General features: G+C 57.7%; 20 protein-coding genes. 15 read left to right on the forward strand and 5 right to left on the reverse strand.

Annotation, left to right across the window (positions count from 1 at the left end; all coding sequences use genetic code 11):
• Nucleotide 1: 1 nt before the first annotated feature.
• Both V6Z53_RS19500 and V6Z53_RS19505 read left to right on the forward strand, forming a co-directional pair.
• Nucleotides 2–625, forward strand: coding sequence for an isochorismatase family cysteine hydrolase (locus V6Z53_RS19500; RefSeq protein ID WP_338581249.1), 624 nt, complete (start codon nucleotides 2–4; stop codon nucleotides 623–625).
• A gap of 7 nt (nucleotides 626–632) precedes the next feature.
• Nucleotides 633–2,198 (forward strand): aldehyde dehydrogenase (NADP(+)), encoded by a 1,566-nt coding sequence (locus V6Z53_RS19505; RefSeq protein ID WP_338581250.1) that lies wholly within the window; start codon nucleotides 633–635, stop codon nucleotides 2,196–2,198.
• A 24-nt stretch (nucleotides 2,199–2,222) separates the two neighbouring features.
• On the opposite strand, the gene V6Z53_RS19510 is transcribed toward V6Z53_RS19505, so the two are convergent.
• Both V6Z53_RS19510 and V6Z53_RS19515 read right to left on the reverse strand, forming a co-directional pair.
• Nucleotides 2,223–3,290 (reverse strand): diguanylate cyclase, encoded by a 1,068-nt coding sequence (locus V6Z53_RS19510; protein WP_338581251.1) that lies wholly within the window; start codon nucleotides 3,288–3,290, stop codon nucleotides 2,223–2,225.
• A gap of 131 nt (nucleotides 3,291–3,421) precedes the next feature.
• Nucleotides 3,422–4,345, reverse strand: coding sequence for a LysR family transcriptional regulator (locus V6Z53_RS19515; RefSeq protein ID WP_338581252.1), 924 nt, complete (start codon nucleotides 4,343–4,345; stop codon nucleotides 3,422–3,424).
• 174 nt (nucleotides 4,346–4,519) lie between these two features.
• Between V6Z53_RS19515 and V6Z53_RS19520 the strand changes: the two genes are divergently transcribed.
• The 13 genes from V6Z53_RS19520 (at nucleotide 4,520) to V6Z53_RS19580 (ending at nucleotide 19,225) form a co-directional block, all read left to right on the forward strand.
• A complete protein-coding gene (locus V6Z53_RS19520; protein WP_338581253.1) occupies nucleotides 4,520–5,659 on the forward strand; it encodes an iron-containing alcohol dehydrogenase in 1,140 nt (379 codons plus the stop codon).
• A gap of 93 nt (nucleotides 5,660–5,752) precedes the next feature.
• Nucleotides 5,753–6,532, forward strand: a complete 780-nt coding sequence (locus V6Z53_RS19525; protein ID WP_338581254.1) for an enoyl-CoA hydratase-related protein — start codon at nucleotides 5,753–5,755, stop codon at nucleotides 6,530–6,532.
• A gap of 1 nt (nucleotide 6,533) precedes the next feature.
• On the forward strand, nucleotides 6,534–7,742 hold the full coding sequence (locus V6Z53_RS19530; RefSeq protein ID WP_338581255.1) for a CoA transferase: 1,209 nt from the start codon (nucleotides 6,534–6,536) through the stop codon (nucleotides 7,740–7,742).
• Between the two features lie 160 nt (nucleotides 7,743–7,902).
• On the forward strand, nucleotides 7,903–8,949 hold the full coding sequence (locus V6Z53_RS19535) for a TRAP transporter substrate-binding protein (RefSeq protein WP_338581256.1): 1,047 nt from the start codon (nucleotides 7,903–7,905) through the stop codon (nucleotides 8,947–8,949).
• A gap of 15 nt (nucleotides 8,950–8,964) precedes the next feature.
• Entirely contained in the window at nucleotides 8,965–10,860 is a 1,896-nt protein-coding gene (locus V6Z53_RS19540) for a TRAP transporter large permease subunit (RefSeq protein WP_338581257.1), read from the forward strand.
• 66 nt (nucleotides 10,861–10,926) lie between these two features.
• On the forward strand, nucleotides 10,927–11,385 hold the full coding sequence (locus V6Z53_RS19545) for a thioesterase family protein (RefSeq protein ID WP_338581258.1): 459 nt from the start codon (nucleotides 10,927–10,929) through the stop codon (nucleotides 11,383–11,385).
• 16 nt (nucleotides 11,386–11,401) lie between these two features.
• Entirely contained in the window at nucleotides 11,402–12,361 is a 960-nt protein-coding gene (locus V6Z53_RS19550) for an amidohydrolase family protein (protein WP_338581259.1), read from the forward strand.
• Entirely contained in the window at nucleotides 12,354–13,313 is a 960-nt protein-coding gene (locus V6Z53_RS19555; protein ID WP_338581260.1) for an amidohydrolase family protein, read from the forward strand. Before V6Z53_RS19550 ends, V6Z53_RS19555 begins: the two co-directional genes overlap by 8 nt.
• 21 nt (nucleotides 13,314–13,334) lie before the next feature.
• A complete protein-coding gene (locus tag V6Z53_RS19560; protein ID WP_338581261.1) occupies nucleotides 13,335–14,912 on the forward strand; it encodes an aldehyde dehydrogenase (NADP(+)) in 1,578 nt (525 codons plus the stop codon).
• A gap of 125 nt (nucleotides 14,913–15,037) precedes the next feature.
• Nucleotides 15,038–15,610, forward strand: a complete 573-nt coding sequence (locus tag V6Z53_RS19565) for a PPC domain-containing DNA-binding protein (RefSeq protein WP_338581262.1) — start codon at nucleotides 15,038–15,040, stop codon at nucleotides 15,608–15,610.
• Between the two features lie 95 nt (nucleotides 15,611–15,705).
• On the forward strand, nucleotides 15,706–17,013 hold the full coding sequence (locus V6Z53_RS19570) for an OprD family porin (protein WP_338581263.1): 1,308 nt from the start codon (nucleotides 15,706–15,708) through the stop codon (nucleotides 17,011–17,013).
• Between the two features lie 263 nt (nucleotides 17,014–17,276).
• The gene (locus V6Z53_RS19575) at nucleotides 17,277–18,902 is read left to right on the forward strand and encodes a methyl-accepting chemotaxis protein (RefSeq protein WP_338581264.1); all 1,626 of its coding nucleotides are present in this window, start codon (nucleotides 17,277–17,279) and stop codon (nucleotides 18,900–18,902) included.
• A gap of 119 nt (nucleotides 18,903–19,021) precedes the next feature.
• Nucleotides 19,022–19,225, forward strand: coding sequence for a hypothetical protein (locus V6Z53_RS19580; protein WP_338581265.1), 204 nt, complete (start codon nucleotides 19,022–19,024; stop codon nucleotides 19,223–19,225).
• A gap of 180 nt (nucleotides 19,226–19,405) precedes the next feature.
• Here the strand turns inward: V6Z53_RS19580 and V6Z53_RS19585 are convergent, their stop codons facing one another.
• The 3 genes from V6Z53_RS19585 to V6Z53_RS19595 form a co-directional block, all read right to left on the reverse strand.
• A complete protein-coding gene (locus V6Z53_RS19585) occupies nucleotides 19,406–24,967 on the reverse strand; it encodes a calcium-binding protein (protein WP_338581266.1) in 5,562 nt (1,853 codons plus the stop codon).
• A 457-nt stretch (nucleotides 24,968–25,424) separates the two neighbouring features.
• A complete protein-coding gene (locus V6Z53_RS19590; protein ID WP_338581267.1) occupies nucleotides 25,425–25,823 on the reverse strand; it encodes a hypothetical protein in 399 nt (132 codons plus the stop codon).
• A gap of 315 nt (nucleotides 25,824–26,138) precedes the next feature.
• Nucleotides 26,139–26,336 (reverse strand): YbdD/YjiX family protein, encoded by a 198-nt coding sequence (locus tag V6Z53_RS19595; RefSeq protein WP_338581268.1) that lies wholly within the window; start codon nucleotides 26,334–26,336, stop codon nucleotides 26,139–26,141.
• Between the last annotated feature and the right edge of the window lie 2 nt (nucleotides 26,337–26,338).

The raw sequence follows: 26,338 nt of genomic DNA on the forward strand, positions 1-26,338 counted from the left end.
CATGTCCAACGCAGCCTACCCGCTAGATCGAACTGCCTACCTGCTGGTCGATCCCTACAACGATTTCCTGTCCGAAGGCGGCAAGATCTTTCCCTTGCTCAAGCCCATTGCCGACCAAGTCGGCCTGCTCGATAACCTGCGCACGCTGGATCGCACTGTCCGCGCCCTCGACATTCCGGTGGTCATCGTACCGCACCGTCGCTGGGAACACGGCGACTACGAAAACTGGGATCACCCGAGCCCCACCCAATGCAAGATCCAGCACATGCACCACTTCGCGCGTGGCGAATGGGGTGGCGAATGGCATCCCGATTTCGCCCCGCAGGAAGGCGACACTATCGTCCAGGAGCATTGGGGTTCGAGCGGCTTTGCCAACACCGACCTGGATTTTCGCCTCAAGCAGAAAGGCATCACCCACGTGATCATCGTCGGCCTGCTGGCCAATACCTGCATCGAGGCCACCGCCCGTTACGCCCAGGAACTCGGCTACCACGTCACGCTGGTGCGCGATGCCACCGCCGCGTTCAAGCCGGAAATGATGCACGCCGCCCACGAACTGAACGGCCCGACCTACGCGCATTCGATCGTGACCACCGAGCAACTCATCGCCACCCTTAAGCAGTGAACACACAATGAAACTGACCGGAAACCTGTTGATCGGCGCCAACGAAGTCCCCGCGAGCGAGGGGACAATGAAAGCGCTCAATCCCGCGACCAACCAGCTCATCGAGCCGGACTTCGCCTTCGGCGGCGTCGCGCAAGTGGACATGGCGGCGAACCTCGCCGACGAAGCGTTCGACCATTACAGCCATACCTCACTGGCGGAACGTGCGGCATTCCTTGAGCGCATCGCCGCCAATCTCGATGCCGTCACTCCGGAGCTTGCTGCACGGGCCGCGCTGGAAACGGGTCTGCCCGAGGCGCAGCTTCAGGGCGAAGCGGCGAAGGCCGCCACTCAGTTCCGCCAGTTCGCCGACGTGGTGCGCAAAGGACGATTCCTGCAACTGGCCATCGATCCGGCGCAACCTGATCGCCAGCCGCGACCGCGCATGGATCATCGATTGCAGAAAATCGCCATCGGCCCGGTGGCGGTTTTTGGCGCGAGCAATTTCCCCATCAGTTACTCGGTGGCCGGCGGCGATGTCGCCTCTGCGCTGGCGGCGGGCGCGACGGTGATCGTCAAGGCGCATAACGCTCACCCTGGAGCGTCGGAAATTCAAGCGCGGGCCATCCGTAAAGCCGTGCAGGACAGCGGCTTTCCCGAAGGCGTGTTCTCTATGGTGCGTGGCGGTGGCAACACGATTGGCGAAGCGCTGGTCGACCATCCGCTGATCAAGGCCGTGACGTTCACCGGTTCCGAGCAAGGTGGCATGGCGCTGTACCGGCGTGCGCAACTGCGCCCGGATCCGATCCCGGTGTTTACCGAGATGACCAGCGTCAACCCCACGTTCATTCTGCCCCAGGCACTGGCCGCGCGCGGTGCACAGATCGGGGATGGATTTGTCGAGCGCATGCTGGTCAACGTCGGCCAGGCCTGCCTCAAACCGGCAATCCTGATTGCGATTGAAGGCACCGGGTTTGAAGCGTTACGCGGCGCGATGATCAAGCGCGTGGGCGATGCACCGGCGCGTTCGATGCTGACGCCGGGGATTCATGCGGCTTACCTCAGCGGCCTGGACCAGTTGCAAAGCGCTGGGGCAAAAACTGTCGTCGAAGGTTCGGCGACGACGGCGGATCTACAAGGCCAGTCAGCCTTGCTGGAAGTCGACGGCCAGCGTTTCCTCACCGAGCCGGCACTTGCGCACGAGGTGTTCGGTCCGGCAGCGCTGCTGGTGAAGGTCAAGGATGAGGCTGAGTTGCTCGCGGTGGTCCGTGCGTTTCGCGGCCAGCTCAGCGCAACCCTGCATCTTGAAGAAGGTGATCTGGAATTGGCCCGGCGTGTGCTGCCAATTCTGGAGCGGCGTACCGGACGCATCGTGGTCAACGCTTTTGCGCATCCACAGGAAGTGTCCTTCGCGACCATCCACGGCGGACCGTTCCCGGCCTCGTCGGACAGCCGCTTCACCTCGGTGGGCATGACTTCCATCGAACGCTTCCTGCGCCCGATCACCTATCAGGGCTTCCCGGATGCGTTGCTGCCCGAGGCACTGCGCGACCTCAATCCGCTTGGATTGCCGCGTAGCCTGGACGGTCAGTAAACGCCAACGCTGGCCCGGCGTGGTTTACGCCACTGATGCCGGGCCTTTGTGCAGGGCGAACACCTGATTACGCCCGTTGCGTTTGGCCTGGTACAGGCCGTCATCGGCACGGGTCAACAGGCTTTCCAGGTTGTCGCCGGGTTGGACGAAGGCGACGCCGAAAGACGCGGTGATCGTATCCAGCACGGTGTCGGTTCCCCGCGCCTTGATTCGCAATGACTGGACCTTAAGCCGCAGCTGCTCGGCGAAGGCGCAGGCACCGTCGAGATCAGCGCAGTCTTCCAGCACCACGCAGAACTCCTCGCCGCCGTAACGCCCGGCAAAGGCATTGGGCACCAGCGCGCCGCGCAACACCTGGCCGACATGCTGCAACACCCGGTCGCCCAATGGGTGGCCGTACTGATCGTTGAATTGCTTGAAGTGGTCGATGTCCAGCATCACCAGCGCAACACGTCGGGGACCCTTGGCCAGCGCCTGCTCCAGCAACCGCGTAAATGTCGTGCGGTTTAGAAGTTCGGTCAGGCCATCGAGTGTCGCGGCCAACTGGGCGCGTTCGAGTTTGTCGCGCAGGGTCTTGATTTCGTTTTGCGCAGACTGCAACTGGCCGAGGAATTGTTCCTGCTGGCTCTGCATCAGCCGAGTGCTCTGTTGCAGCTCATTGAGAATGCCCGGCAAGCGATCGCTGACTGGCTCGTCGAGCATTTCCAGGCACTGCCCGAGACGGTTCTGGAAATTCTGGCTGCCCTTCACGCTGCGCGAAACGTCGCGTTCCATACCATCCACCAGGCTGATGACTTGCTGCTGCTCGGCGCGGGCATCTTCCAGCTCGTCACGAATGATGTACTCGCGAAAAAGCCTGGTCGCCGACTCTGGCGGACAACCGTCGAAGTCCCGGACAACCCGGTCCAGATGACGATTGAGTTCCGGGTCCTGACCTTTGCTATAGGTGTACCACAGCGCGTAATGCACCGGATTGGGCGGAATGTTGTGGCGAACCATCAGTGGAACGGCTTGCTTGAGCAACGCCGCTGCCTCGCGGGAGTCTTCCGGATAAAGCGCTAGAACATTCGCACGCGATTCTGATTGGCTCATGGTTTCACTGTGGTTGTTAATCATTGGCATTCAGGCAGCCGGCAGAGCATACCGATACGCCTGACAAACGGCTATCCCGCCATGGGCTGCAAAGATGATTTTTATCGCGCCGAATCCCCTGTGGGACCAGCTCAACCCAGATTCAACAACGCCTGACGAAGCAGCCTGGCCGCCGGTGAATCCGGCACGCCTTTGCGCGAAACCAATTCGTAGGGCTCGCTCCGCGAGGTAATCGGCAGTGGCAGCGTGGTGGTAAAGCCGTAACCGGAACAGAATTTCGCCACATCGGTCGAGACCAGCGCCACCAGCGACGGGTTCTCCTGCAACAACGACAACGTCGCGAACGCCGAGGTGGTTTCCAGCAAATGCACCGGGAACCGCAAGTCGGCCTCGTGAAATTCGCGCTCCAATAACAGTCGCATCGGCATGTTCGCGCGGTAGACCACCCAGCGGTAATCCACCAGATCCTTCAACGACAGCTTCCTGGCATAGGCGAACGGATGCTGGGTGCTGGCGATCACCGCCAGGGTTTCTTCAACGAATATTGCGCTTTCGTACAGGTAAGGCGTGCTGCTGACGGTCGTGCGGCAGATCGCCAGGTCAAGACGCCCGGCGTCGAGTTGGCTTAATAAGGCGGCACTGGTGTCCTCGACGATCTCGATGGACATCTTCGGGTTGTCGGCAATCACCCGGCTGATCGCCGTGGTCAGCAGCGGCACCGCGCCCATGATGGTGCCCACCGACAGCCGTCCGCCTTCGCCGCTCATGATGCCGATGATCTCTTCGCGCAAGTGCGCGAGGTCGGTCTGGATCAGTCGAGCGTAACGAATCACCGAGCGTCCGGCGTCGTTTGGCTCTAGCCCGCGGTTAGTCCGGGTGAACAGCGAAGTGCCGAACGTGGTTTCGATTTCCTGCAATGCCTTGCTGGCGCCGGGCTGGGTCAGCGCCACCTGCCTGGCCGCGCCCAGCAGGGAGCCGTGTTCATCAAGGGCTATCAAAAGACGCAGCTGCTTGATGTGCAAACGGGACATGATCGAGTTGAGTGAGGGCGTCATCAGGGTTAACTAAAAGTTATAGAGGTATCGAAAGTTGTCAGTATCGGGGGCAATACGTCGGCCCTATAGTCCGCTCCACAGTCAGGCAATGCAATGGGTTTGGCCAGCGTTCAGCAGCGTTGCAACCACAGGCCGATTGCAACAATAACAATCCTGTATAACTTGTGGTGAATCATGTCCCTCATCAATTACGTCACCAAAATCCAGTTCGGCTATGACAGCCTGGAACATCTGGCCGCCGAAGCCGACCGCGCCAACATCACCCGTCCGCTGATCGTCACCGACCTGGGCGTGCGCAATGCCGGCATCGTCGACAAGGTCATCGCCGCCCTCGGCGCCAACCGTCCCTACACGATTTTCGACGCCACCCCACCGAACCCGAACGAACACGCCGTGCGTGAAGCCGTCGCGCAATACCGCCTGGGCGAGTGCAACGGCATCATCGCGGTTGGCGGCGGTTCTTCCATCGATCTGGCCAAGGGCGTGGCGGTTTGCGCGACGCATGAAGGTCCGCTGCAAAGCTTTGCGGTGATTGAAGGCGGACTGGACCGCATCACCTCGGCCACCGCGCCGCTGATCGCGATTCCGACCACCGCCGGCACCGGCAGCGAAGTCGGTCGCGGCGCCATCCTGATCCTCGATGACGGCCGCAAAGTGGGCGTTATCTCGCCGTACGTGGTGCCGCGCGTGGCCATCTGCGATCCGGAACTGACCCTCGGCCTGCCAGCGATGCTGACGGCCGCCACCGGCATGGACGCCATCGCCCACTGCATCGAAACCTTCATGGCGCCAGCCTTCAACCCGGCAGCGGACGGTATCGCCCTCGACGGCCTGTGGCGTGCCTGGGGTCATATCGAACGCGCCACCGCCGAACCCGGCGACCGCGAAGCGCGGATGAACATGATGAGTGCGTCGATGCAGGGCGCGCTCGCATTCCAGAAAGGCCTGGGCTGTGTGCATAGCCTTTCCCATGCCTTGGGCGGGATCAATCCGAAGCTGCACCACGGCACCTTGAACGCGATCTTCCTGCCGGCGGTCGTCGACTTCAACGCCAACGCACCCACCGTGCGTGATGAGCAGAAACTAGAACGCCTGCGCCACGCCATGGGCCTTGCGGCCGACGCCAACATCGGCTCGGCCATTGAAGACATGACCCGCCGCCTGGGCCTGCCCACCCGCCTCAGCGAAATCGGTGTCGACGAAAGCCTGTTCGAGCACATCGTCGAAGGCGCGCTGCACGACCACAGCCACAAGACCAACCCGCGCGAGGCATCCAGCGCGGACTACCTGACGATGCTCAGGCAGTCGCTTTAACGCATCGCCGCACCCTAATGCTATCCAACAATAAAAATTCAGGAGGCCGCCGCATCGCCGGGTTCACTCGAAACCGGCGATGGCAGAACAACCATGAAGCCCACCGTCCTTATCGAACGGCAAGACACCCTTGCCATCGTCACTCTCAGTAATCCCGGAAAAATGAACGCCCTGAACCTGTCCATGTGGCAGGACCTGGGCGACGTCATGACCGAGCTGTCGGCGGACTCGTCCATACGCTGCGTGGTATTGCGCGGCGAGGGCGAACAAGCCTTTGCCGCCGGTGCCGATGTCGGCGAGTTCCCCAGCGTGCGCGCCAACGCCGCTCAAGCACGGACGTATGCCGAAGTCACCTCGATGGCCATGCGCGCGGTTGCCGATTGCGTGCACCCGGTGATCGCGATGATCCACGGCGTGTGCGTCGGCGGCGGCCTGGAGATTGCGGCGCTGTGCGACCTGCGCATCTGCGGCACGTCCAGCCGCTTCGGCGCCCCGGTCGGCAAGCTCGGCCTGGTCATGTCCTATGACGAAATGGCCGGACTGGTCGCGCTGGCCGGGCGTTCGACCACCCTGGAAATCCTTCTCGAAGGTCGCATCCTCGATGCCCAGGACGCCTACGTGAAAAACCTCGTGACCCGCGTCGTCGCCGATGCCGAAGTCGAGGCCGAAACCCTCGCCACCGCCAAACGCATCGCCAATGGCGCGCCGCTGGTAGCGCGCTGGCACCGTCAGGCTGCCCGTCAGCTTGAAGCCGGCCAGGCACCCACCGCCCAACAGGTCGACCACAGCTACTTCTGCTACGACACCGAAGACTTCCAGATCGGCCTCAACGCTTTCATCGCGAAAGCCAAACCACAATTCAAGGGGAAATAACATGGGACCGCTGACAGGAATGCGCGTGGTAGAACTGGCTCACATCATGTCCGGCCCGGTGTGCGGAATGATGCTGGCCGACATGGGTGCCGACGTAGTCAAGGTCGAGAAAGTCCCCGACGGCGACGACTCGCGACGCTTCTCGCCGATCATGGCCAGCGGCGAATCCGCTTCGTTCATGGTGATTAACCGCAACAAGCGCGGCATCGGCCTGAACCTGAAGACCGACGGCGGCCGCGACGTGTTGCGCCGCTTGCTGATGGACGCTGACGTGGTCACGGAAAACTACCGCGCCGGCACCATGGAAAAATTCGGCCTGGGTTACGACACGCTGAAGACCCTCAACCCGGGGCTGATCTATTGCGCGATCTCCGGCTACGGCCGCAGCGGCCCGTTCGGCGACAAGGGCGGTTTTGACCTGATCGCCCAAGGCATGAGCGGCATGATGAGCATGACCGGTGAAGCCGGACGCGAGCCGGTCAAGGCTGGTTCTCCGGTGGCCGACATCAACTCCGGCATCCTCGCCGCCCTCGGGATCTGCGCGGCCTACGCCGCCAAACAGAAAACCGGGCTGGGGCAAATGGTCGACACCTCGTTGTTCGAAGCCGGCCTGCAACAGATGTTCTGGCCCGCAGCCGCGTACTTCGCCGATGGCACCATCCTGCCGAAAATGGGCTCGGCCAACTCCACCAGCGCGCCGTACCAGGTGTTCCGCACCGCCGATGGCTGGATCAACATCGGTGCCGCCAACCAGGCCAACTACGAGCGACTGGTCGAAGCCCTCGCCGTGCCGCAACTGAAAGCCGACCCGCGTTTCGCCAGCAACGCCCTGCGTATGCAGCACCGCTTGGCACTGGTGGAAATCCTCAACGAAGTGCTGGTCGCGCGCACCACCGATGACTGGATGGTGCTGTTCGACAGCCTCGGCCTGCCCGCCGGCCCGGTGCTGGACATCGCCGCCGCCCTCGCCCACCCGCAGACAAAAGCCCGGGGCATGGTGGTGGAAACCGAGCACCCGACTGAAGGTCGCGTACGCGGCATGGGCCTGCCGATCCACTTCTCCGACATGGACAACGCCCCGCCACAAACCAGCCGCCCGGCACCGCTGCTCGGCGAGCACACCCGCGAAGTACTCAAGGAAAGTGGTTACGCCGATGACGAAATCGACGACCTGATTCGCAGCAAGTCGGTAGTGGCGCTCGCGTCCTGACCTGTGGGAGCGAGCCTGCTCGCGATGGGCGTTAACGATGACGCGTGTTTGCTGGAAAAACGCGGCGCCCTCAGGTTTTTCGCGAGCAGGCTCGCTCCCACAAAGAGCAGCTAAACCGCCGTTTCTTTAGAACAACAACAAAAACAAAAAGGTAACCATCATGAGCCGTATCTTGACCGAAGCCGTCAGCCGCCGATCGTTCCTGGTCTCCGCGGGCGTCACCGTTGGCGGTGCCTTTGCCGCGAGCCTGCTGCCCACCAGTGGCGTGTTTGCCGCCACAAAACCGATCGTTTTGCGTTACAGCAGCAGCCTGCCCGACACCCATCCGCTGAACAAACAGATGAAGGCCGCGTCCGACGCGATCAAGGCTGAAACCAACGGCGCCGTCGATTTGCAGGTGTACGCCAACGCCTCCATGGGCGGCGACACCGACATGCTGTCCCAGGTGCGCGCCGGTGCGGTGGACTTCATTCCCCTGCCGGGCGCGATTCTCTCCACGCTGGTGCCGGCCATGTCGATTGAAAGCATGCCGTTCGCCTTCAAGGACTACGAAAGCGTGTGGGCCGCACTGGACGGCAAACTGGGCGATTACGTGCGCGCCCAGACCACCAAGGTCGGCCTGATCCCGATGGAGAAGGTCTGGAACAACGGCTTCCGCCAGATCACCAGCTCAACCCGCCCGATCTACACCCCGGAAGACCTCGCCGGCTTCAAACTGCGCGTCTTGGTCAGCCCGTTGTGGACCTCCATGTTCAGCGCCCTCGGCGCCGCGCCGACCGGGATCAGCATCAACGAAACCTACTCGGCGCTACAAACCAAAGTCGTCGACGGCCAGGAAAACCCGCTGGTGGTGGTCGAGTCGGCGCGCTTTTACGAAGTACAGAAATACTGCTCGCTGACCGACCACATCTGGGGCGGTTTCTGGATTCTCGGCTCGGGCAAGACCTTCCCGAAACTGCCCGCCGACGTACAGGAAATCGTCTCCCGGCAGATCAACGCTGCCGCGCTGGTCCAGCGTCAACAAGTGATCGACCTGAATGCCAGCCTCGAACCCTCGCTGACCGCCCACGGCGTCACCTTCAACAAGGTCGACCGCTCGCTGTTCCGCACCGAACTGCAGAAAAAAGGCTTCTACACCCAATGGAAACAGAAGTACGGCGACGAAGCCTGGGGCTTGCTTGAGCAGTACGCGGGTCAATTGTCCTAAGCCGGAGTCAAGGTCATGAAAAACGAAATGCCTATGACGGATGTTTCCCCCGCTGACGGACTCAGCCCACGCCACACCGCGCTGCGCATCGGCCGCGTTCTCGATACCGGCCTGCGCTGGGCGACCGAGGGCAGCGCCGCGCTGCTGGTGATCCTCGAAGTCACCTTGCTGTTCTGCAACGTGTTCTCTCGCTACGTGCTCAACCAGCCGATCGTCTGGGGCGACGAAATGGCCTCGTTGCTGTTTCTGTGGCTGGCGATGCTTGGCTCGGTGGTGGCGATGCGACGCGGCGAGCACATGCGCCTGACCTCGTTCATCGGTCGGCTACCGGCGGAAAAACGCGCCTTCGTCGACACCTTTGGCGCGGTGATCGTCATCACCTTCATCGTCATGCTGTTCTCGCCGGCCTGGGAGTTCGTCAGCGACGAGTGGATCATCACCACCGCCGCCCTGGAAATCCCCAACGCCTTTCGCGTGTCGGCCATCGCCGTCGGCCTGAGCCTGATGCTGCTGACCTGCGTCGCACGCCTGTTGACCAGCGCGAGGCTGATCGATTTCACAGTGTCGATGGCAATGCTCGGCTCGCTGGCCGCGTTGTTGTGGGCCGGTGAAGGCACGCTGTTGCTGATGGGCAACTGGAACCTGATCGTGTTCTTCATGATCGGCGTGATGGGCATGATCGTCATCGGCGTGCCGATCATGGTTGCGTTCGGCCTGGCCACCGTGGCGTACCTGTCGACCATGACCAGCACACCGCTGACCCTGGTGGTGGGCCGCATGGACGAAGGCATGGCCAGTCTGATCCTGCTGGCGATTCCGTTGTTTGTGTTCCTCGGCGCGCTGATCGAAGCCATGGGCATGGCGCGGGCGATGATCCGTTTCCTGTGCTCGTTGATCGGCCATGTGCGCGGTGGTTTGTCGTATGTGTTGATCGGCGCGATTTACCTGATCTCCGGAATTTCCGGCTCGAAGGCCGCCGACATGGCCGCCATTGCGCCGGCGCTGTTTCCGGAAATGAAGAAGCGCGGCGAGGATGAAAACGAACTGGTAGCGATGCTCAATGCCTCAGGGGCGATGTCGGAAACCATCCCGCCGAGCCTGGTGCTGATCACCATCGGTTCGGTCACCGGCGTGTCGATTTCCGCGCTGTTCACCGGCGGTTTCATGCCGGCGGTGGTGGGCGCGATTGCCATGGCCGCCGTGGTCTGGTGGAAAAACCGCAAGCGCGATGCCTCTACCGGCCAGCGCGCTACCGCCAAGGAAATCGGCCACTCGCTGCTGGTCGCATTACCGGCGCTGGCCCTGCCCTTCGTGATCCGCACCGCCGTGGTCGAAGGCGTCGCCACCGCGACCGAAGTGGCCGCCATCGGCGTGGCCTACACCTTCATCGTCGGCTTGCTGTGCTACCGCTGCTTTGACTGGAAACGCCTGTATCCGATCCTGGTCAGCACCGCGTCGCTGTCCGGCGCAATCCTGATCATCATCGGCAGCGCCACCGCCATGGCCTGGGCGCTGACCCAGTCGGGGTTCTCCCATCAACTGGCGCAGGTGATGTCCACCGTGCCCGGTGGCGCGATGGGCTTCCTGATCATCTCCGCCGTGGCGTTCATCCTGCTTGGCAGTTTCCTTGAAGGCATCCCGGCCATCGTGCTGTTCGGGCCGTTGCTGTTCCCGATTGCCAAGACCATGGGTATCAACGACGTGCACTACGCCATGGTCGCGATCTTCGCCATGGGCCTGGGCCTGTTCGCACCGCCGTTCGGTGTCGGTTTCTACGCGGCTTGCGCCATCGCCAAGGTCGACCCGAGTGGTGCCATGCGCCGGGTCTGGCCGTACCTCGGCGCGCTGGTGGTTGCCCTGGGCGTGCTGATTGCCGTGCCTTGGATTTCGATTGGTTTCCTGCCGTCCTGACTCACCTTTTGACTCCCCGCCGACGGTCACCACCGCGACTGTCGGCACTCAAACACGAGGTTGCTTATGAATTTCTCCACACTGGAAACCGGCGCCACCACCGAGCGCCGACTGATCGTCGACCAGCCACGCACCATCTCGTTTCTCGGCGAGGACTTGCGCATCTACGCCACCCCGCGCCTGGTGGATGACATCGAACAGGCTTGCCTCGACTACCTCCTGACCTTCCTCGACGAGGGTGAAAACACCGTCGGCGCGGCGGTCGATATCCGCCACGTTGGCGCGACGCTGCTGGGCATGTCGGTGAGCATAGTCGCCACAGTCACTCGTGTTGAGGGGCGCAGCGTGACGTTCAACGTCGAAGTGCGCGACGACGTGGAACTGGTGGCAACGGCGGCGCATACGCGGGTGGTGGTCAACGTCGCCAAGCTGCGCAGCCGCGTGCAGGCCAAGGCTGCTGCGGCCGAGGCTGGCGAAATCGATGACGGCGCGCTCAGCCCTGCGCGCCTGACCGCGTCGCGCTGAGCCAGGGAACGTCGCCATGATCACCCTGCAAGAACGCAACGGTTTGCCGAATTTCGCCGCCGACGATGCGCTGCCGATCGTCGACGCCCACCATCATCTGTGGGACCTCGGCGCCGGTCGCTATCCCTGGCTGCAGGAGGAATATCACGAGGAGTTTTTCCTTGGTGACTACCACTCGCTGCGCCGCGATTTCCTGCCCGAGCATTTCCTCACCCTGACGCAAAAACAACGGTTGATCGGCACGGTGCATGTCGAGGCCGAACGTGCCCGCGATGAGCAAGTCGCCGAGACGCTTTGGCTGGAACAGGTGAATGCCCGCTACGGTTTTCCCAACGCCATCGTCGCCCACGCCTGGTTCGATCGCGAAGACAGCGCCGAGATTCTTGCAGCGCAGGCCGAGAGGCCGTTGGTCAGGGGCATCCGCTCAAAACCGCTGACCTCGGCTTCGCCGGACGTCTCGATTGCCGGCGCCCCCGGCACGATGCAAGACCCGAAATGGCTAGAGGGTTTCTCGCTGTTGGCCCGCTACAACCTGTCGTGGGACTTGCGCGTGCCGCCGTGGCACCTGGTGGAAGCCGCCGAAGTGGCGGCGATGTTCCCGCACATACAGATCGCCCTGAACCACAGCGGTTTCGCCTGGGACCGCAGCCCCGAAGGCATGGCGCGCTGGCGCAAAGGCCTGGAAGCACTGGCCATGCAGCCCAACGTGCATATCAAACTGTCGGAGTTCGGCCTCAAGGATTCGCCGTGGCGCTTTGAGGACAACCGCGTCGTGGTGCTCACCGCACTGGAAATCTTCGGCCCCGAGCGCTGCATGTTCGCCAGCAACTTTCCGGTCGCCGGGTTGCGTGCCTCTTACGACACCATTGCCGATGGCGTGGCTGCGATGCTCGCGCCGCTGGGCCGCAACGTTCAGGAAGCGGTGTTCGCCGGTAACGCACAACGTTTCTATCGCCTGGAGACCGCGCATGAATGAGCAACAGGCCATCGACTGGCGCGCACGTTTTCTCGCCAGCGGCGACGACGCGGACTTGCCCATCGTCGACGCTCACCAGCACTACTTCGACATAAAGGCGCATTACTACCCGTGGCTGAACGACCGCCCATTGCGCCCGTTTCGTTATGGCGATTACTCGTCGATCTGCCGCAACTTTTTGCCTCAGGACTATCGCCGCCTGAGCGATCATCACCGGATTGTCCAGACCGTTCTGATCGAGGGCGAATGGGACCCGGCCACGCCGCTCAACGAAGTGTTTTTTGTCGAGTCGCTGGCCAAGGACGAACCGACGCTGGCAGCCATGGTCGCCCAGGCCTGGCTTGACCGCGAAGACGCCCCCGCGCTGTTGCGTCAATACGCGCAGCATCCACTGGTGCGCGGCATCCGCCACAAACCGAGCGTGACCAGCCGTGAAGCGTGGCACGAGAATTTTGCCGCACCGGGCTCCATGCGCGACACCCGTTGGCGGGACGGCTACGCCTTGCTGGCGGAAAACGGCCTGCATTTCGAGTTACAGGCGCCCTGGTGGCATCTGCCGGAAGCGGCCGAACTGGCCAGGGACTTTCCCGACGTGACCATCGTCGTCAACCACACGGCGCTGCCATCGGATCGTTCGGCACAAGGTCTGGCGGGTTGGCGCAACAACCTTGAATTACTGGCTCGCGAGCCGAACGTCGCGCTGAAGATTTCCGGCATCTGCATTCCCGGCGAGCCATGGCCCGTCGAAGCGAACCGCGTGGTGGTGAACGACGCGATTTCGATCCTCGGTGTCAGTCGCTGCGCGTTTGCCACCAATTACCCGGTCGACGGCGTGGTCAACGGCATGAGCGAGATTCTCGACGGTTTCAAGACTATCGTCCGCGACCGTCCTCTGGCTGATCGGCTGGCGCTGTTCCATGACAACGCCCGACGCCTTTACCGACTCAACTGACCCCATCCTTCAGGAGTTCCCATGTTTGAAGTTTCCGGCCACAACTACGTTGCAGGCACTCGCTCTGCCCAAGGCACCAGCACCCTTCAAAGCTTTGACGCCACCAGCGGCGAAGCCCTACCGTATCGCTTTCATTCGGCCACCGTCGAAGAAGTGAACGCAGCGGCCGAAGCAGCGGCAACGGCCTACCCGACTTTCCGTCATCTGTCGGCCGAACGTCGCGCCGAGTTTCTCGACGCCGTCGCCGCTGAACTCGACGCGCTGAACGACACCTTCATCGCCCTGGTCTGCCGCGAAACCGCCCTGCCCGCCGGGCGCATTCAAGGTGAACGGGCGCGTACCAGCGGCCAGATGCGCCTGTTTGCTCGCACGTTGCGGCGTGGCGATTTCTACGGTGCGCGCATCGATCGTGCCTTGCCGGACCGTCAACCGTTGCCGCGCCCGGACCTGCGTCAATACCGCACCGGCCTCGGCCCGGTCGCCGTGTTTGGTGCCAGCAACTTCCCGCTGGCCTTCTCTACTGCCGGCGGCGACACCGCTGCAGCCTTCGCCGCCGGTTGCCCGGTGGTGTTCAAGGCTCACAGCGGCCACATGGCGACTGCCGACTACGTGGCCGGTGCGATTCAGCGTGCGGCGGAAAAAACCGCCATGCCCAAAGGCGTGTTCAACATGCTTTATGGCAGCGTCGGCGAAGCGCTGGTCAAGCATCCGGCGATTCAGGCAGTCGGCTTCACCGGTTCGCTGCGCGGTGGCCGTGCACTGTGCGACATGGCGGCGGCCCGTCCGCAACCAATCCCGGTGTTCGCTGAAATGAGCAGCATCAATCCGGTGTTGTTGATGCCCGAAGCGCTCAAGTCTCGCGGCGACAAGATCGCCACTGAACTGGCGGCTTCCGTGGTGTTGGGTGCCGGCCAGTTCTGCACTAATCCGGGTCTGGTGCTGGGCATTCGTTCACCCGAGTTCTCGGCGTTTCTCGAGCGCTTTGCCGCGGTGATGGCCGAGCAATCCGCGCAGACGATGCTCAACAGCGGCGCGCTGAAAAGCTACTGCCACGGTCTGGAAAACCTCAGTGCCCACCCAGGCGTGACTCATCTGGCCGGGGCCGAGCAACAGGGCAACCAGGCCCGGCCACAGGTGTTCAAGGCCGACGTCAGCCTGCTAATCAACGGTGATGAACTGCTGCAGGAAGAAGTCTTCGGCCCGACCACCATCGTTGTCGAAGTGGCGGATCACGCCGAATTGATTCAGGCATTGCACGGTTTGCGCGGCCAGTTGACCGCGACCTTGCTGGTCGAAGACGCCGAGATCGATTCCTTGGCCGATGTCCTGGCCCTGCTGGAACAAAAGGTCGGCCGCGTGCTGTTCAACGGCTACCCAACCGGCGTCGAAGTCAGCGATGCCATGGTCCACGGCGGCCCGTATCCGGCCACCTCGGATGCGCGCGGCACCTCGGTCGGGACACTGGCGATCGATCGATTCCTGCGTCCGGTTTGCTACCAGAACTGCCCCGACAGCCTGCTGCCGGATGCCCTGAAAAACGCCAACCCGCTGGGCATCGCCCGCCTGCTGGACGGCGTCATGAGTCGCGACGCGCTGTAAGCCCGCGACCCGCCAAAGCCCACTGTTGATCCATTGACAGCAGCGCCTGTTTCCCAACAGGCGCCGGGCATCGCTTTGCCTGAAAAACGCTTCATCCCTACAAAAACAACAACAGAGGAAGTCCCATGCAAGTGCAACGTCAATCGAAACACCGCTTGTCCACACTGATGCTGGCGATCAGTGCCGCCGTGCTGATCAGCTCAAGCATTGCCCCATCGGCCATGGCCGAAACCCCGACCACTGCGACGACCCCGCCCATGCAATGTGCAACCGAAGCCACCCCGCGCTACACCAAAACGCCCACCGGTTATCTCATGGTCCTGCGCATGGGCGACAACGCCTTCAAGGAGCTGACCAAACTGGCCATCGCCGAGAAAATCCCCAGCGCCTCGATCAGCGGCATCGGTTTCGGCAACGTTAAATTCGGTTTCTGGAACAAGGATAAAAAGGACTTCGACGCCAAGACCTTCAGCAACGTCGAAATGGCCAGCATCACCGGCTCCGTGGCGTGGAAAAACGACCAGCCGTCGATCCACATGCACGGTGTAGCCGGGGATGCCACGTTCCAGGCTTACGGCGGGCACATCCTCGACTTCGAAGTGACCACCGGTTCGATGGAGATCACCGTCATCGTCCACCAGCTTCGTCTGGAGCGCGGGATTGATCCGTGCATCGGCGCCAACGTGCTGGGCATTTAACTCCTGCGATCTGCTACTCCCACAGCGTCTTCGCGATTGCGTTTGCCGAGCTGTGGGAGCACCCAACTTCCAATGATAAAAAACGGGCGACATCAATGAGCAGTAAACACATAGGGGCAACCCTGGCGCTGGGCGGCATCGTGCTCGGCAGCCAGGCACAGGCGGATTTCCTCAGCGACAGCAAAGCCACCCTGGGCCTGAAAAACTTCTACTTCAACAACGACAACCGCGACGGCACCGCCGCCCCTTCGAAAACCGAAGAATGGGCGCAGGGCTTTCTGCTCGATTACAAGTCGGGCTATACCGACGGTCAAGTCGGTTTTGGGGTCGACGCATTGGGGTTGATGGGCGTGACGCTGGACAGCGGTAAGGGCCGCCACGTCGGCAGCAGCATGATTCCATCGGACAGCGACAACAGCGCCGTCGATGAATGGAGCCGCCTGGGCCTGACCGGCAAAGTCAAAATCTCGAAAACCGAACTGCGCATGGGCACGCTGATGCCGAAGTTGCCGATCCTGGTATCGAACGATGGTCGGCTATTGCCGCAGACCTTCGAGGGCGGCCAGTTGACCTCAGGTGAATTCAAGGATCTGACCTTGATCGGTGGGCGGATTGAACACGCCACCGGCCGTGGCTCCAGCGATCAAACCGGCCTGGCGGCCACCGGTGGCTTGCGCGAGAGCAACCAGTTTGACTTCGCCGGTGGCGACTGGAAAGTCACCAAGGACCTGACCGCGCAGTATTACTACGCGCACCTGGACGACTATTACACCCAACAATTCTTCGGCCTGATCCACACGCTGACAATTGCCGACAATCAATCGCTGAAAACCGACCTGCGCTATTTCAAGACAGACGCGTCGGGTGAAAACAGCGACGGCAGCACGGGCTACAGAATCAGCGGCTACGCCGAAGGCAACGATGGTGAAATCGACAACAAGACCTGGAGCGCCGCGCTGACTTACACCTTGGGCGGCCATGCCGTCACGGCCGGTTATCAAAGCGTCTCCAGCGGCAGCGGTTTCACCCAACTCAACCAGGGTGGCCTGCCGGACAAAGGCGCGGGCGGAGCGAGTCTGTACCTGTACACCGACCGCCTGATCCAGACCTTCACCCGTGCCGGCGAGCGCACCGCGTTCGGCCAATACGCCTATGACTTCGCGGCCCTGGGCGTGCCGGGCCTGAAAGCCTCAGTCATCTACCTCAGCGGCGACAACATCAAGACCACGACCGGCTCAAACCAGAAGGAATGGGAACGGGACATCAGCCTCGACTACGCGCTGCAATCCGGTCCGCTCAAGGGGGTTGGATTCGGCTGGCGCAACGGCGAATCCCACAGTCAGGCGTCGCGCAATCAGGACCAGAACCGCTTGATCGCCAGCTACAGCATTCCATTGCTCTGACCCGAAGCGCATTGCAAACAAACGCCGCTCATCGAGCGGCGTTTTCATTTTTCCAGCGTCCTTTTTCCGCGATCAGCCAAGGCTGGCCCTATCGCCGGAATACGTCGTCCGACGTCGCTAATTCGTAAATTCTCGCCGGTAACGCAGCGGCTTTTTTTGTCGACACAGTACATGATGCCAATCTGCCTTCACTGCATCATGTAATCACTGCCCTGCCCTTCGATCACCCCCTCTTCACTATGTTGACTCAGGAAAACCGGACTATGGAAAGCTGGAAAATCAGGACTCACCTTCTGCTGCTGACCAGTGCTTTACTGCTGGGACTGTTGTGCGTCGGTGGCCTTGGACTCTTGGGTATGCAATCTGCCGTGCACAGCCTGGAAACCGTGTATATGGATCGAGTCGTACCGCTGCGGGACCTGAAAAAAATCGCCGACCTGTATGCAGTAAACATCGTCGATGCCACCCACAAGGCGCGCAACGGCAACTTCACCAAAGCCGAATCGTTGAGCCGGATCGAGCAGGCCCAAAAGGAAATCGAACAGACGTGGAAAGCCTATAAATCGACGCGGCTGATTACGGCGGAAACGCGGCTGATCGCGCAAATCGATCCACTGATGGACGCCACCCGCGCGCCGCTGCAAAGTCTGCAGGGCATGTTGCGCCAGAACGACGAAGCGGGTCTGGCACGATTCGCCACCGACCAGTTGTATCCGCTGATAGACCCGCTGTCAGACAAGTTTTCCGAGTTGATCGAGGTTCAACTGGTGGAAGCCAAGCTCCAGTTCGAACAGAACCAGATCGCCTACCGCTCCAATCTGCAACTGTGCCTGCTGATCCTGGCATTGGCGACGATTGCGGGCGCCGCCTATTCATTGTTCTTCTCCCGGTTGCTCACCCGACAACTCGGCGCTGAACCCGCCGAATTGGCCACCATCAGTTCGAACATCGCCCAGGGCAAACTCGCTCGCGCACACGATGACCGGCAAGGACCGTCAACCGGCGTCCTGCACTCTGTCCAGGCGATGCGCCACAGCCTCAGCGACATGATCGGCAAGATCAGCCAGGCCTCCGAACAGATCGAAGGGGCAACGCTGCAATTGTCCGCCTCTTCGGAACAGGGCTTGAGCAGTGCTGCGCTGCAAAGCGAAACCGCCTCATCCATGGCAGCCACCGTCGAAGAGCTTTCCGTGAGCATCAACCACATCGCCGACAATGCCCGACAGGCGCAAAGCACCGCGCAGACAGCGGGCGATATCACCGGTGAAGGCATGGCGGTCATGCAGGCGTCCATCGAGGAAATGGGGCAGATTGCCGATCTGGTGGCGCAAAGCTCTTCCGACATCGATCAACTGGCAATCCAGTCGAATGACATCAGCCTGATTGTCGGTGTGATTCGCGGCATAGCCGAGCAGACCAATCTGCTGGCCCTCAATGCCGCCATCGAAGCGGCACGCGCCGGTGAACAAGGTCGCGGCTTCGCCGTGGTTGCCGATGAAGTCCGCAGCCTGGCCGCCCGCACGGCCCAGTCCACCACCGAGATCGTAGCGTTGGTAGCAGCGATCCAGAACGGCATGGTCAAAGCGAAGGACAGCATGGCCGCAGGCTGCGAGCGTGTGACCCATGGCCAGAAACTGGTCGAAAGCGCCGGGCAATCCATGAGCCGGATCAAGGGCGCACTGGACGAATCGATTGCGGCGGTCAGCTTCATTTCGTTGTCGTTGCAAGAACAACGCTCCGCCAGCGACCAGGTCGCCAGCAACGTCGAAAAAGTCGCGCAAAGCGTCGAAGAAAACGCAACGGCCCAAGGCGGGATCGTGCGCACAACCCAGGAACTCAAAGCCATGTCCGACGGACTCGGGGTTATTTTGCAGCGGTTCAGCCTGTAACTGACGGCCGACAACAACATTGTCATGAACAAGCGCTACGATGAATTGACGGCATTCGTTATTGAATGCCGCGAAGACGACGACGTTCGCGAGGAATGCATGCAGTTCGAGGAAAAATCATGGCCCTGAAAACCCTGCTGATCTATTGGCCGCTGCTGTCGATCGCCATCGTAGTCGTCCTGTGTCGTATTGTTCATAACGCCAAGGTCGCGCTTGCGGCGCTGGAGATTCAGGCGCCGGATCGACAGCCTCTAAGGGCAGAACCCGGCGATGCCGGCAAGGGCGTGAGCCGTAACGCAGAGGCGGATCGCCGCGTTGCATGAATGCCGGGTTTAAGAGCTGATTTTCATCCATAAAAAAAACCGGCTTTTCAGCCGGTTTTTTATCACTCAATAGCGCATTGTTCTTGAGTCTTAATATGCATTCAATACTATGGGTAATCGCAATATCCGAATTGCGATTTGAGCATTAAACTTCCAACCCATAGAACTTGATCATCTGTGCTACAGCATGCGAGCATCTTCACCACCTTGCGATGCAATGGCACCAATATCTTCTGGAGGAGGCAGAGGATGCAGCAGTTCGGCAATCTGGCTCGCGGAATAGTCTTTTAAAACTCCCTGATCCTTAACTCTAATAAAGCTGATTGCCGAATCGCCGCCGACAAAATGACTGACGATTCTTATTTTTGACGAAATACCAAAATTCACCATTATTACGAGATCGTCATTATCACGATGAAACCTAAGGTGGTAAATATTTAGTCCCACCTCTGAAAAATCGACAACATCGTTGCCACCGCCGGAATTAATGACTATATCTTGCCCTGACTCATCATACTTATAAATATCATTACCACCCCCTCCGGACAACGTGTCATCTCCCGGGCCTCCCCAAAGAACATCATCACCTGAACCTCCTAAAATAAAATCATCTCCTTCCATACCTCGCATTACACCACTACCACTTAATGTATCATTACCTGGCCCACCTACAAGAGGAAGTAACTTATTATCTCTGAACGAGTTGACCACTGGCGCATTAGTGATCTGAACACCATGATTATAGACATCCGACGGCGCCTCCAACTTATGATTGATGATCAGCACCTCCAGGGTAATTGTCGACCCGTCTGAAAACTGTATGCTTTCGATGCCTGAGCCGATTGGATCGCTGGAGTTAGGCATTACGATCCGAACTGTCTGTAACGTTCCCCATGAAATATCCAAAGTGGTGTACAGCATTTGGCAGCGAGGGGCGATATATGAGGAATCGCGATTCGGCTTTGGATCCAGGGCGGTATTCACTGCCTCAATTAATGCAGTTCCCCAATTTAGTTGTAGCGTTTGCAATGAGGCACCTTCTGGAAGTATGACCGTGTCCTGATCGTTTCTCCCATGGAAGTCAACCCGCCACCCGGTCAATCCAACTTCAGGGCGCTGGAACACAGGGTTGACCATGTCGGCAACGATTGTCGTCGCGCCTGGATGTTCTCCGACTATATAGGCGTCCTGTCCGTCTTCGCCATATAGGTAATCATTTCCGGCCCCACTGATTAGAAAGTCATCGCCTTTCGATCCGAGCAAAATATCATCACCTGCACCACCCGACAGTAATGCCCCGGGAAAACCATCTTCGGGGTTACCGTATCTGATTCTCGGATTGAGGTAGGTGACTACTAGATCATCACCAGCACCTCCATGGTAAATATTTCCCGTTTCAAGATTAACTCTACCTCCGGTGTCATCCCCCTGAACCACTTGATGTCGAATGGTTTCAACTGTCGTACTCCAATCGAAGTTTTTGTATAGCGTTTCATCACCACTGAAACTGCTAGCCGGATAAACAAACCAGCCTTGAATCACGCCTGATTCGTTCTTATCCTCAACTACTACATCACCTGCACCTATAGCGAAGCCACTATGAATGGAGCCCAAGCGATAGTATTTTGGCTCTTTAGATGAATTATTTTTATGCCCACCCGAAAATATGCGTCTTGATTCGTTACTAGTGGTAAATTCAGAAGAGCGCTCACTAATGACAGCCTTACCAGAATCAGCCTTCATCCATGACGGCACTTCCGAATAAGTACTGACCTGAAAAATCTCGGCGCTTACTCTAGTATGCTCGGTGTATTCATTTGGATAATCAGCAATATAAGTCTTAGTCCATGCCCCCCCTTTGTTTAGAGTAGCTCCAGATAACAATCCAAGTACTGCCTGACGCTCCACCGCCTTATTTATAAACTTCTTGCCCCACGATTTGCCTTCAGCTATCTCGTCGAAACGATTTTCTTTCGGAAGGCTGATAGCCATAATTTCATCAATTGGGTTGTCAACACTACCAGCTATCTGACCCGCTCGAACTTCATCACTTACCGACTCTGCGAGCTCATCACTTCCAACACCTCTGATCAAGACTTGAGGCAAGCGCAACTCGGAAATATATTCAGGATTATTAAGTATTTTCATAATATCCTGAAAACTCAGCACACCCCCATCAAGAAAACTAAACGATGACTCATTCCACTTCTGATAATCTTTGATTAGAACTGCGTCACCCAGACCATTAGATAACTTCAGTACAGGACCAGTATTATTAACGATGAGGTCTACCTTTAACTCACTTACAGAAAATCCTGCACCAAATTTGAGGATATTTTTGCCACCTACATCGGTGATGATATCTAGGCCATCACCTGACCCGAAGTGAAAGATATCGTCGCCGCCTTGCCCTTCCAGATAATCATTTCCGGCCCCACCATCAAAGAAGTTATTACCAGAACCACCAAGGAGACGGTCAATTCCTGAGCCGCCAATCAACGTGTCGTTACCCGCACCACCCAAAAGCGTGTCGTTTCCCGAGCCACCATTCAAGTAATCTGCGCCATGTCCCTCTTCGGAACCGTCTATATAATCGCCTACTAGAATGTCATCATCAGCACCGCCGAAAAGAGTATCTGCGCCGGGCCCTCCCCAGAGTGTATCGTTACCCCCGCCGCCCTCAATGTAATCATCATTGACACCACCTGGCTCAAGGTTGTGACCATCACCATCGAGTTTATCTGCCCCTTCGCCGCCAATCAGAATGTCGCTGCCACCCATGCCTCTGAGCATGTCGTCACCGTCACCGCCATCGAGATAGTCGTTTCCCTGATAACGAATGGGATGTTCACCGTAATCGCCGGAAAGAAAGTCATTGCCTGCACCACCGTAAAGCGTGTCGTCAGCGCCTCCCCCATAGAGTTTATCGTCACCCGCTCCGCCATCTAGAAAGTCATTACCGAAAAAATCTGCTGCGTCACCATCAATACCTTGCAATACGGGATCATCACCCTTTAGCTCATCGTTTCCGGAACCTCCGAACAGCACATCGTTCCCTCCGTTACCGGCGAGATCGTCATTGCCGTTGCCACCGTCCAGCAAATCGTTCCCATGGTATTTGCTTTGCAAGCCGTCAACGCAATCAAGGTTGTCACCCAATAACAAGTCGTTATCCTCACCTCCCCTCAGCGTGTCATTTCCCCTCTCACCGACCAAGACATCATCTTCAGTCCCGCCGTCCAGTAGATCATCCCCCCATTCGCCATTGAGAAAATCTCGACCACCCTGGCCATAAAGAACGTCACTCCCTCCCTCACCCGGACTGATGGAGGATGCGTTTGAGAACATGCTGCGAACACTGACCACATCGCTACCAAGAGCGACATCAACCCTTTTGAAATCCCAGTGTTCTGACAGTGAACCCGTGACGCTATCACCGCCTAACCGATCGTCACCAGCACCTCCAATCAGCGTGTCACTACCGCTGCCGCCGAACAACACATCTTTTGCATTAGTACCCAATAGCAAATCATCGCCTTGCCCCCCATCCAGCCAATCGCCTCGAGCGCCACCTCCTTCTCCAGTTACACTCGCGAAAGCTTGTTCGATTGTTAAGCGTTGATTTCCGAACAGGCTGTCATTCCCGCCTTTACCGAACAATTGATCAGAACCGCCACCACCGATGAGTACATCGTCATTTCGCGAACCGTGTAGTACATCAGCTCTGTCTATATCCAGTGCAGGTTCCACTATGACGTTGCCTAAATCGTCATACGAAAATTGATCACCGGGAACGTCTGGGTCCGTGTCTATGGCCTGAAAATCCCCAACAATCGTTAGTGCAGGCGTTGATGAATTTTCACTCGTGTAGCCCGACAGATTGATACCCAACATCCCAGGTGTATAGTTTTTAACAACAACCTGGTCTACTTCACCGTACTGGATAGTAAGCGTTTGATCAGCAATCCCATCGCTAAGCGTTAAAGTGGTTTTTCCATCTTGAGTGATCCAAGTATTACCAAGGGGCATGGCGCGCTGAGCAATAGAAATTGGAACTCCATTTATGAGTATCCGACCATTGGCATCAAGATCGAAAATCTGATCCATTCCATCGCCACTTAAAAACTCATAGGTATCGTGGCCGACTCCTCCAATCAGAACGTCACTCCCTTTACCCCCCACTAATGTGTCATCACCTTCCATGCCATGCAGGGCATCATTTCCATCACCACCTGTTATTTCGTCGTTACCACCACCGCCCTCGACGTAATCATTCCCGGCAAAACCGCTGATTCTGTCATCTCCAGCGCCACCAAAAAGATGATCTTTATTAGAAACCCCGCTGAACGAACGGCCACCATCATCCCCAAAAATGATCAGGGGATTTGAAACGCCCGTACTCATCGGAGCTTGTTTACCAGATGCGATATCGGAGTAGGAAAAGGCTTGGAGGGTATTTTCTCCGAACGAACCATTGGTTCTTGCTATCAAGCGCCCCAGCATATCTGCACGGTCTGAAAGCCACCGTTCGGTCAGTACACCGACACCCGTTTCAGGGTTATAGAGCTCCAAACCGCGCCCGGAAAAATTATCTAGCTCGATGACTACTTCGCTTAAAAATTTAAGTGCATTGCGTAACGACATTGCTGTTGGCGTCGCCTCAGAAGCAAATTCTCCCAAAGCAGAAACGCTACCGTATTCCCCTACAGTTTTAACGACGATACTTTGTGATTGATCCGCTGAGAACGTAGAGAAAAAAGCATACGCATTAGCCGCAAATGTACCGTCCGTAGTGGGAGCAAAATCGGAGGAGCCTTGATAGATGCGCCTAAGCATGTCAAGAAACTCATTTTTTCCATGCCTTAATATCAGGTCGACCGTAGGCGAAATAGGGGTATTCTTGACAACAGACTGAATAAGAGGATTGACATTACCACTACGGAGCGCAACATTTATTTGTTCGGGAATAACAGAAAATAAAGAATCCAAAGTATTAAAACCGAAATTTTTTACGACCGCTGTAAGTGCAAAATTATAGGAATCCATTGCGAACAAAATATTTTTATAGTCGTCAAGCCTGTTGACTTTCGCCTTATCATGATTGCCTTTCAGCTCCGAACCTGGATCACCTGCCGATATCAATCGCCACGTCTCATACGGCCATTCGCCCCCTAGCAAGCTAAAAGCAATTGTCCCAGACCACCCTGCATTTCGGCTGGCCGCGGTATCATTCTTGCCTAAACCCTCTTGAAACAACACCTCACCAACAGCACGCGCATCGATGGAGGCTATTTGATCAATAGAGGGCAACGTCCACGGGGCTAAATTGTCCGATACTGAGCCGAACAACAATGCATTGATAAAATTCGCTGCCACCGTATTAGACGCTTCCTGAATTAATTCCTCACTAAATATTTCGTTTAACCTCAGTTCTCCCTGCCTCAATGTATAAGCACGGATCAATGCAGAGTAAGCCCCCGCCCCTCCATTGGCATCGAATGCTACATCCAGCCACAGCTTTGCACTTCTAAAACCGTCGATAACCCTATCATCGAACTTGTATCTACCATCAAGCCTTTCCTGCAGGATATCGGATAAAACCTCATACAAAGGAGCACAATTTGCTCCAATAGTTCTTCTCGCCTCATATGAAAGATCATCAGTATTTCGCTGCAACCCAGCACAAAGACTGGCCACTCCGACAATTTTCTCTCTTTCGGCAAAACTAAATACATAACTCATTCTTTACTCCCTGTAATTACTGAACGAGACAAATAGTCATTGAAAAATTTAAGTGCTTTAGGCGCGCTTCGCAGCGAATCAACGCCCAAGCTTATACGTGCATCCCCTGCGGCAAAATTGAAACTGTCGAGATCAACATTACAATAAGCCCTTAAACTACCAAAATCCAGATTCTCCAAGTGAACCCTATCAAGCTTTGTTAAATCTTCTACATTAAACCCACTTCCCAAGCTCCGCGAAGAGCGCAATCCACCACATGATATGTATCGTGGAGTTCCATCTCGCCGTCGCCAATCACGCATTATAAAGTGACTAACCGAGGACCTATTCTCGTCGCTCGGTGGCGGCGCTTTAAGCCAGAGCTCCAAGCCCGGATAATTTTTCAGTTTGATAATAAGCTCATCAGGCCAATCCAAGTGCCTGTAACCGGTGCTATGGGGACTGGCATTCGAATTATTCAGAAAAAGTCTGGCAGCCACATTAAAATGGGCCCAGCCAGTCTGATCATTTTTTTCCCCACCTCATCGTATGTGTTACGCAGTTCCGTCCCGGTCCACCAAAATGAACCCTCAAGATTATCGCCAACACAACCCTCTTTACTCATTTTTACAGACCAGAAAAAGCCGTGCAGCTTCGAAACATCAAGTAGTCCGCCACCCAAAATAGGAAGATACTTTGAGTCAGATAGCTTCTTTCTACACTCCACTAACTCTTTATGACTAATCTCTCCAGCCATCCACACCCTATCCCAGTAAAAATATTCACTTATCAACCAATAGAAAAATAACGACAAAATACTGACCTTCACTATCGTCTTGCGCCACCACTTTCTCCCTTTGCGAGGCATAACAAACATTTTGACTTCCCTTTCTAGTTGGTGACCTGACGAACAATATCAATCAAACAATAAAACAATCATTTAGAGCGATATATATTCGAGCTCACAAACGCTAACAAATATGCAGAAAGAAAACTGTAGGAGGTTTCCGCAAACTAGGGAGGAGATGGAGCAAGGTGAGGGGACAACCGATAAACGAGTGCATCGTATTTTTTATCTATGGATCATTCAAAAACCACAACGAAAAAAGCCCGGTTTACCGGTAATGACGTCTTAAAGATCGCCATCACCGGTAAATCGGGCTTCTAAAGCAAACTGCTTAGATATTTCGCTTCAACAACACTTCGGTCCAGCCTTGCTGCCGTAACGGGCTTCCTGGCGTTCCCGAAAGAACGCCTCGTAGTCCATCAACGGCTTGTCCGGGTGCTTGGTTTGCATGTGCTCGACGTAGTTGTCGTAGTCGGGCATGCCCACCATCAGGCGCGCGGCCTGACCGAGGTATTTGCCGAGACGACTCAGGTCATTGAGCATGA

The sequence above is a fragment of the Pseudomonas sp. MAG733B genome (assembly GCF_036884845.1).
Lineage (GTDB): Bacteria > Pseudomonadota > Gammaproteobacteria > Pseudomonadales > Pseudomonadaceae > Aquipseudomonas.

What these genes read in the sequence shown, in the direction of transcription:
- V6Z53_RS19500 (WP_338581249.1), top strand. Translation starts at nt 2, where the DNA reads ATGTCCAACGCAGCCTACCCGCTAGATCGAACTGCCTACCTGCTGGTC.
- V6Z53_RS19505 (WP_338581250.1), top strand. Translation starts at nt 633, where the DNA reads ATGAAACTGACCGGAAACCTGTTGATCGGCGCCAACGAAGTCCCCGCG.
- V6Z53_RS19510 (WP_338581251.1), bottom strand. Translation starts at nt 3,290, where the DNA reads ATGAGCCAATCAGAATCGCGTGCGAATGTTCTAGCGCTTTATCCGGAA.
- V6Z53_RS19515 (WP_338581252.1), bottom strand. Translation starts at nt 4,345, where the DNA reads ATGACGCCCTCACTCAACTCGATCATGTCCCGTTTGCACATCAAGCAG.
- V6Z53_RS19520 (WP_338581253.1), top strand. Translation starts at nt 4,520, where the DNA reads ATGTCCCTCATCAATTACGTCACCAAAATCCAGTTCGGCTATGACAGC.
- V6Z53_RS19525 (WP_338581254.1), top strand. Translation starts at nt 5,753, where the DNA reads ATGAAGCCCACCGTCCTTATCGAACGGCAAGACACCCTTGCCATCGTC.
- V6Z53_RS19530 (WP_338581255.1), top strand. Translation starts at nt 6,534, where the DNA reads ATGGGACCGCTGACAGGAATGCGCGTGGTAGAACTGGCTCACATCATG.
- V6Z53_RS19535 (WP_338581256.1), top strand. Translation starts at nt 7,903, where the DNA reads ATGAGCCGTATCTTGACCGAAGCCGTCAGCCGCCGATCGTTCCTGGTC.
- V6Z53_RS19540 (WP_338581257.1), top strand. Translation starts at nt 8,965, where the DNA reads ATGAAAAACGAAATGCCTATGACGGATGTTTCCCCCGCTGACGGACTC.
- V6Z53_RS19545 (WP_338581258.1), top strand. Translation starts at nt 10,927, where the DNA reads ATGAATTTCTCCACACTGGAAACCGGCGCCACCACCGAGCGCCGACTG.
- V6Z53_RS19550 (WP_338581259.1), top strand. Translation starts at nt 11,402, where the DNA reads ATGATCACCCTGCAAGAACGCAACGGTTTGCCGAATTTCGCCGCCGAC.
- V6Z53_RS19555 (WP_338581260.1), top strand. Translation starts at nt 12,354, where the DNA reads ATGAATGAGCAACAGGCCATCGACTGGCGCGCACGTTTTCTCGCCAGC.
- V6Z53_RS19560 (WP_338581261.1), top strand. Translation starts at nt 13,335, where the DNA reads ATGTTTGAAGTTTCCGGCCACAACTACGTTGCAGGCACTCGCTCTGCC.
- V6Z53_RS19565 (WP_338581262.1), top strand. Translation starts at nt 15,038, where the DNA reads ATGCAAGTGCAACGTCAATCGAAACACCGCTTGTCCACACTGATGCTG.
- V6Z53_RS19570 (WP_338581263.1), top strand. Translation starts at nt 15,706, where the DNA reads ATGAGCAGTAAACACATAGGGGCAACCCTGGCGCTGGGCGGCATCGTG.
- V6Z53_RS19575 (WP_338581264.1), top strand. Translation starts at nt 17,277, where the DNA reads ATGGAAAGCTGGAAAATCAGGACTCACCTTCTGCTGCTGACCAGTGCT.
- V6Z53_RS19580 (WP_338581265.1), top strand. Translation starts at nt 19,022, where the DNA reads ATGGCCCTGAAAACCCTGCTGATCTATTGGCCGCTGCTGTCGATCGCC.
- V6Z53_RS19585 (WP_338581266.1), bottom strand. Translation starts at nt 24,967, where the DNA reads ATGAGTTATGTATTTAGTTTTGCCGAAAGAGAGAAAATTGTCGGAGTG.
- V6Z53_RS19590 (WP_338581267.1), bottom strand. Translation starts at nt 25,823, where the DNA reads ATGTTTGTTATGCCTCGCAAAGGGAGAAAGTGGTGGCGCAAGACGATA.
- V6Z53_RS19595 (WP_338581268.1), bottom strand. Translation starts at nt 26,336, where the DNA reads ATGCTCAATGACCTGAGTCGTCTCGGCAAATACCTCGGTCAGGCCGCG.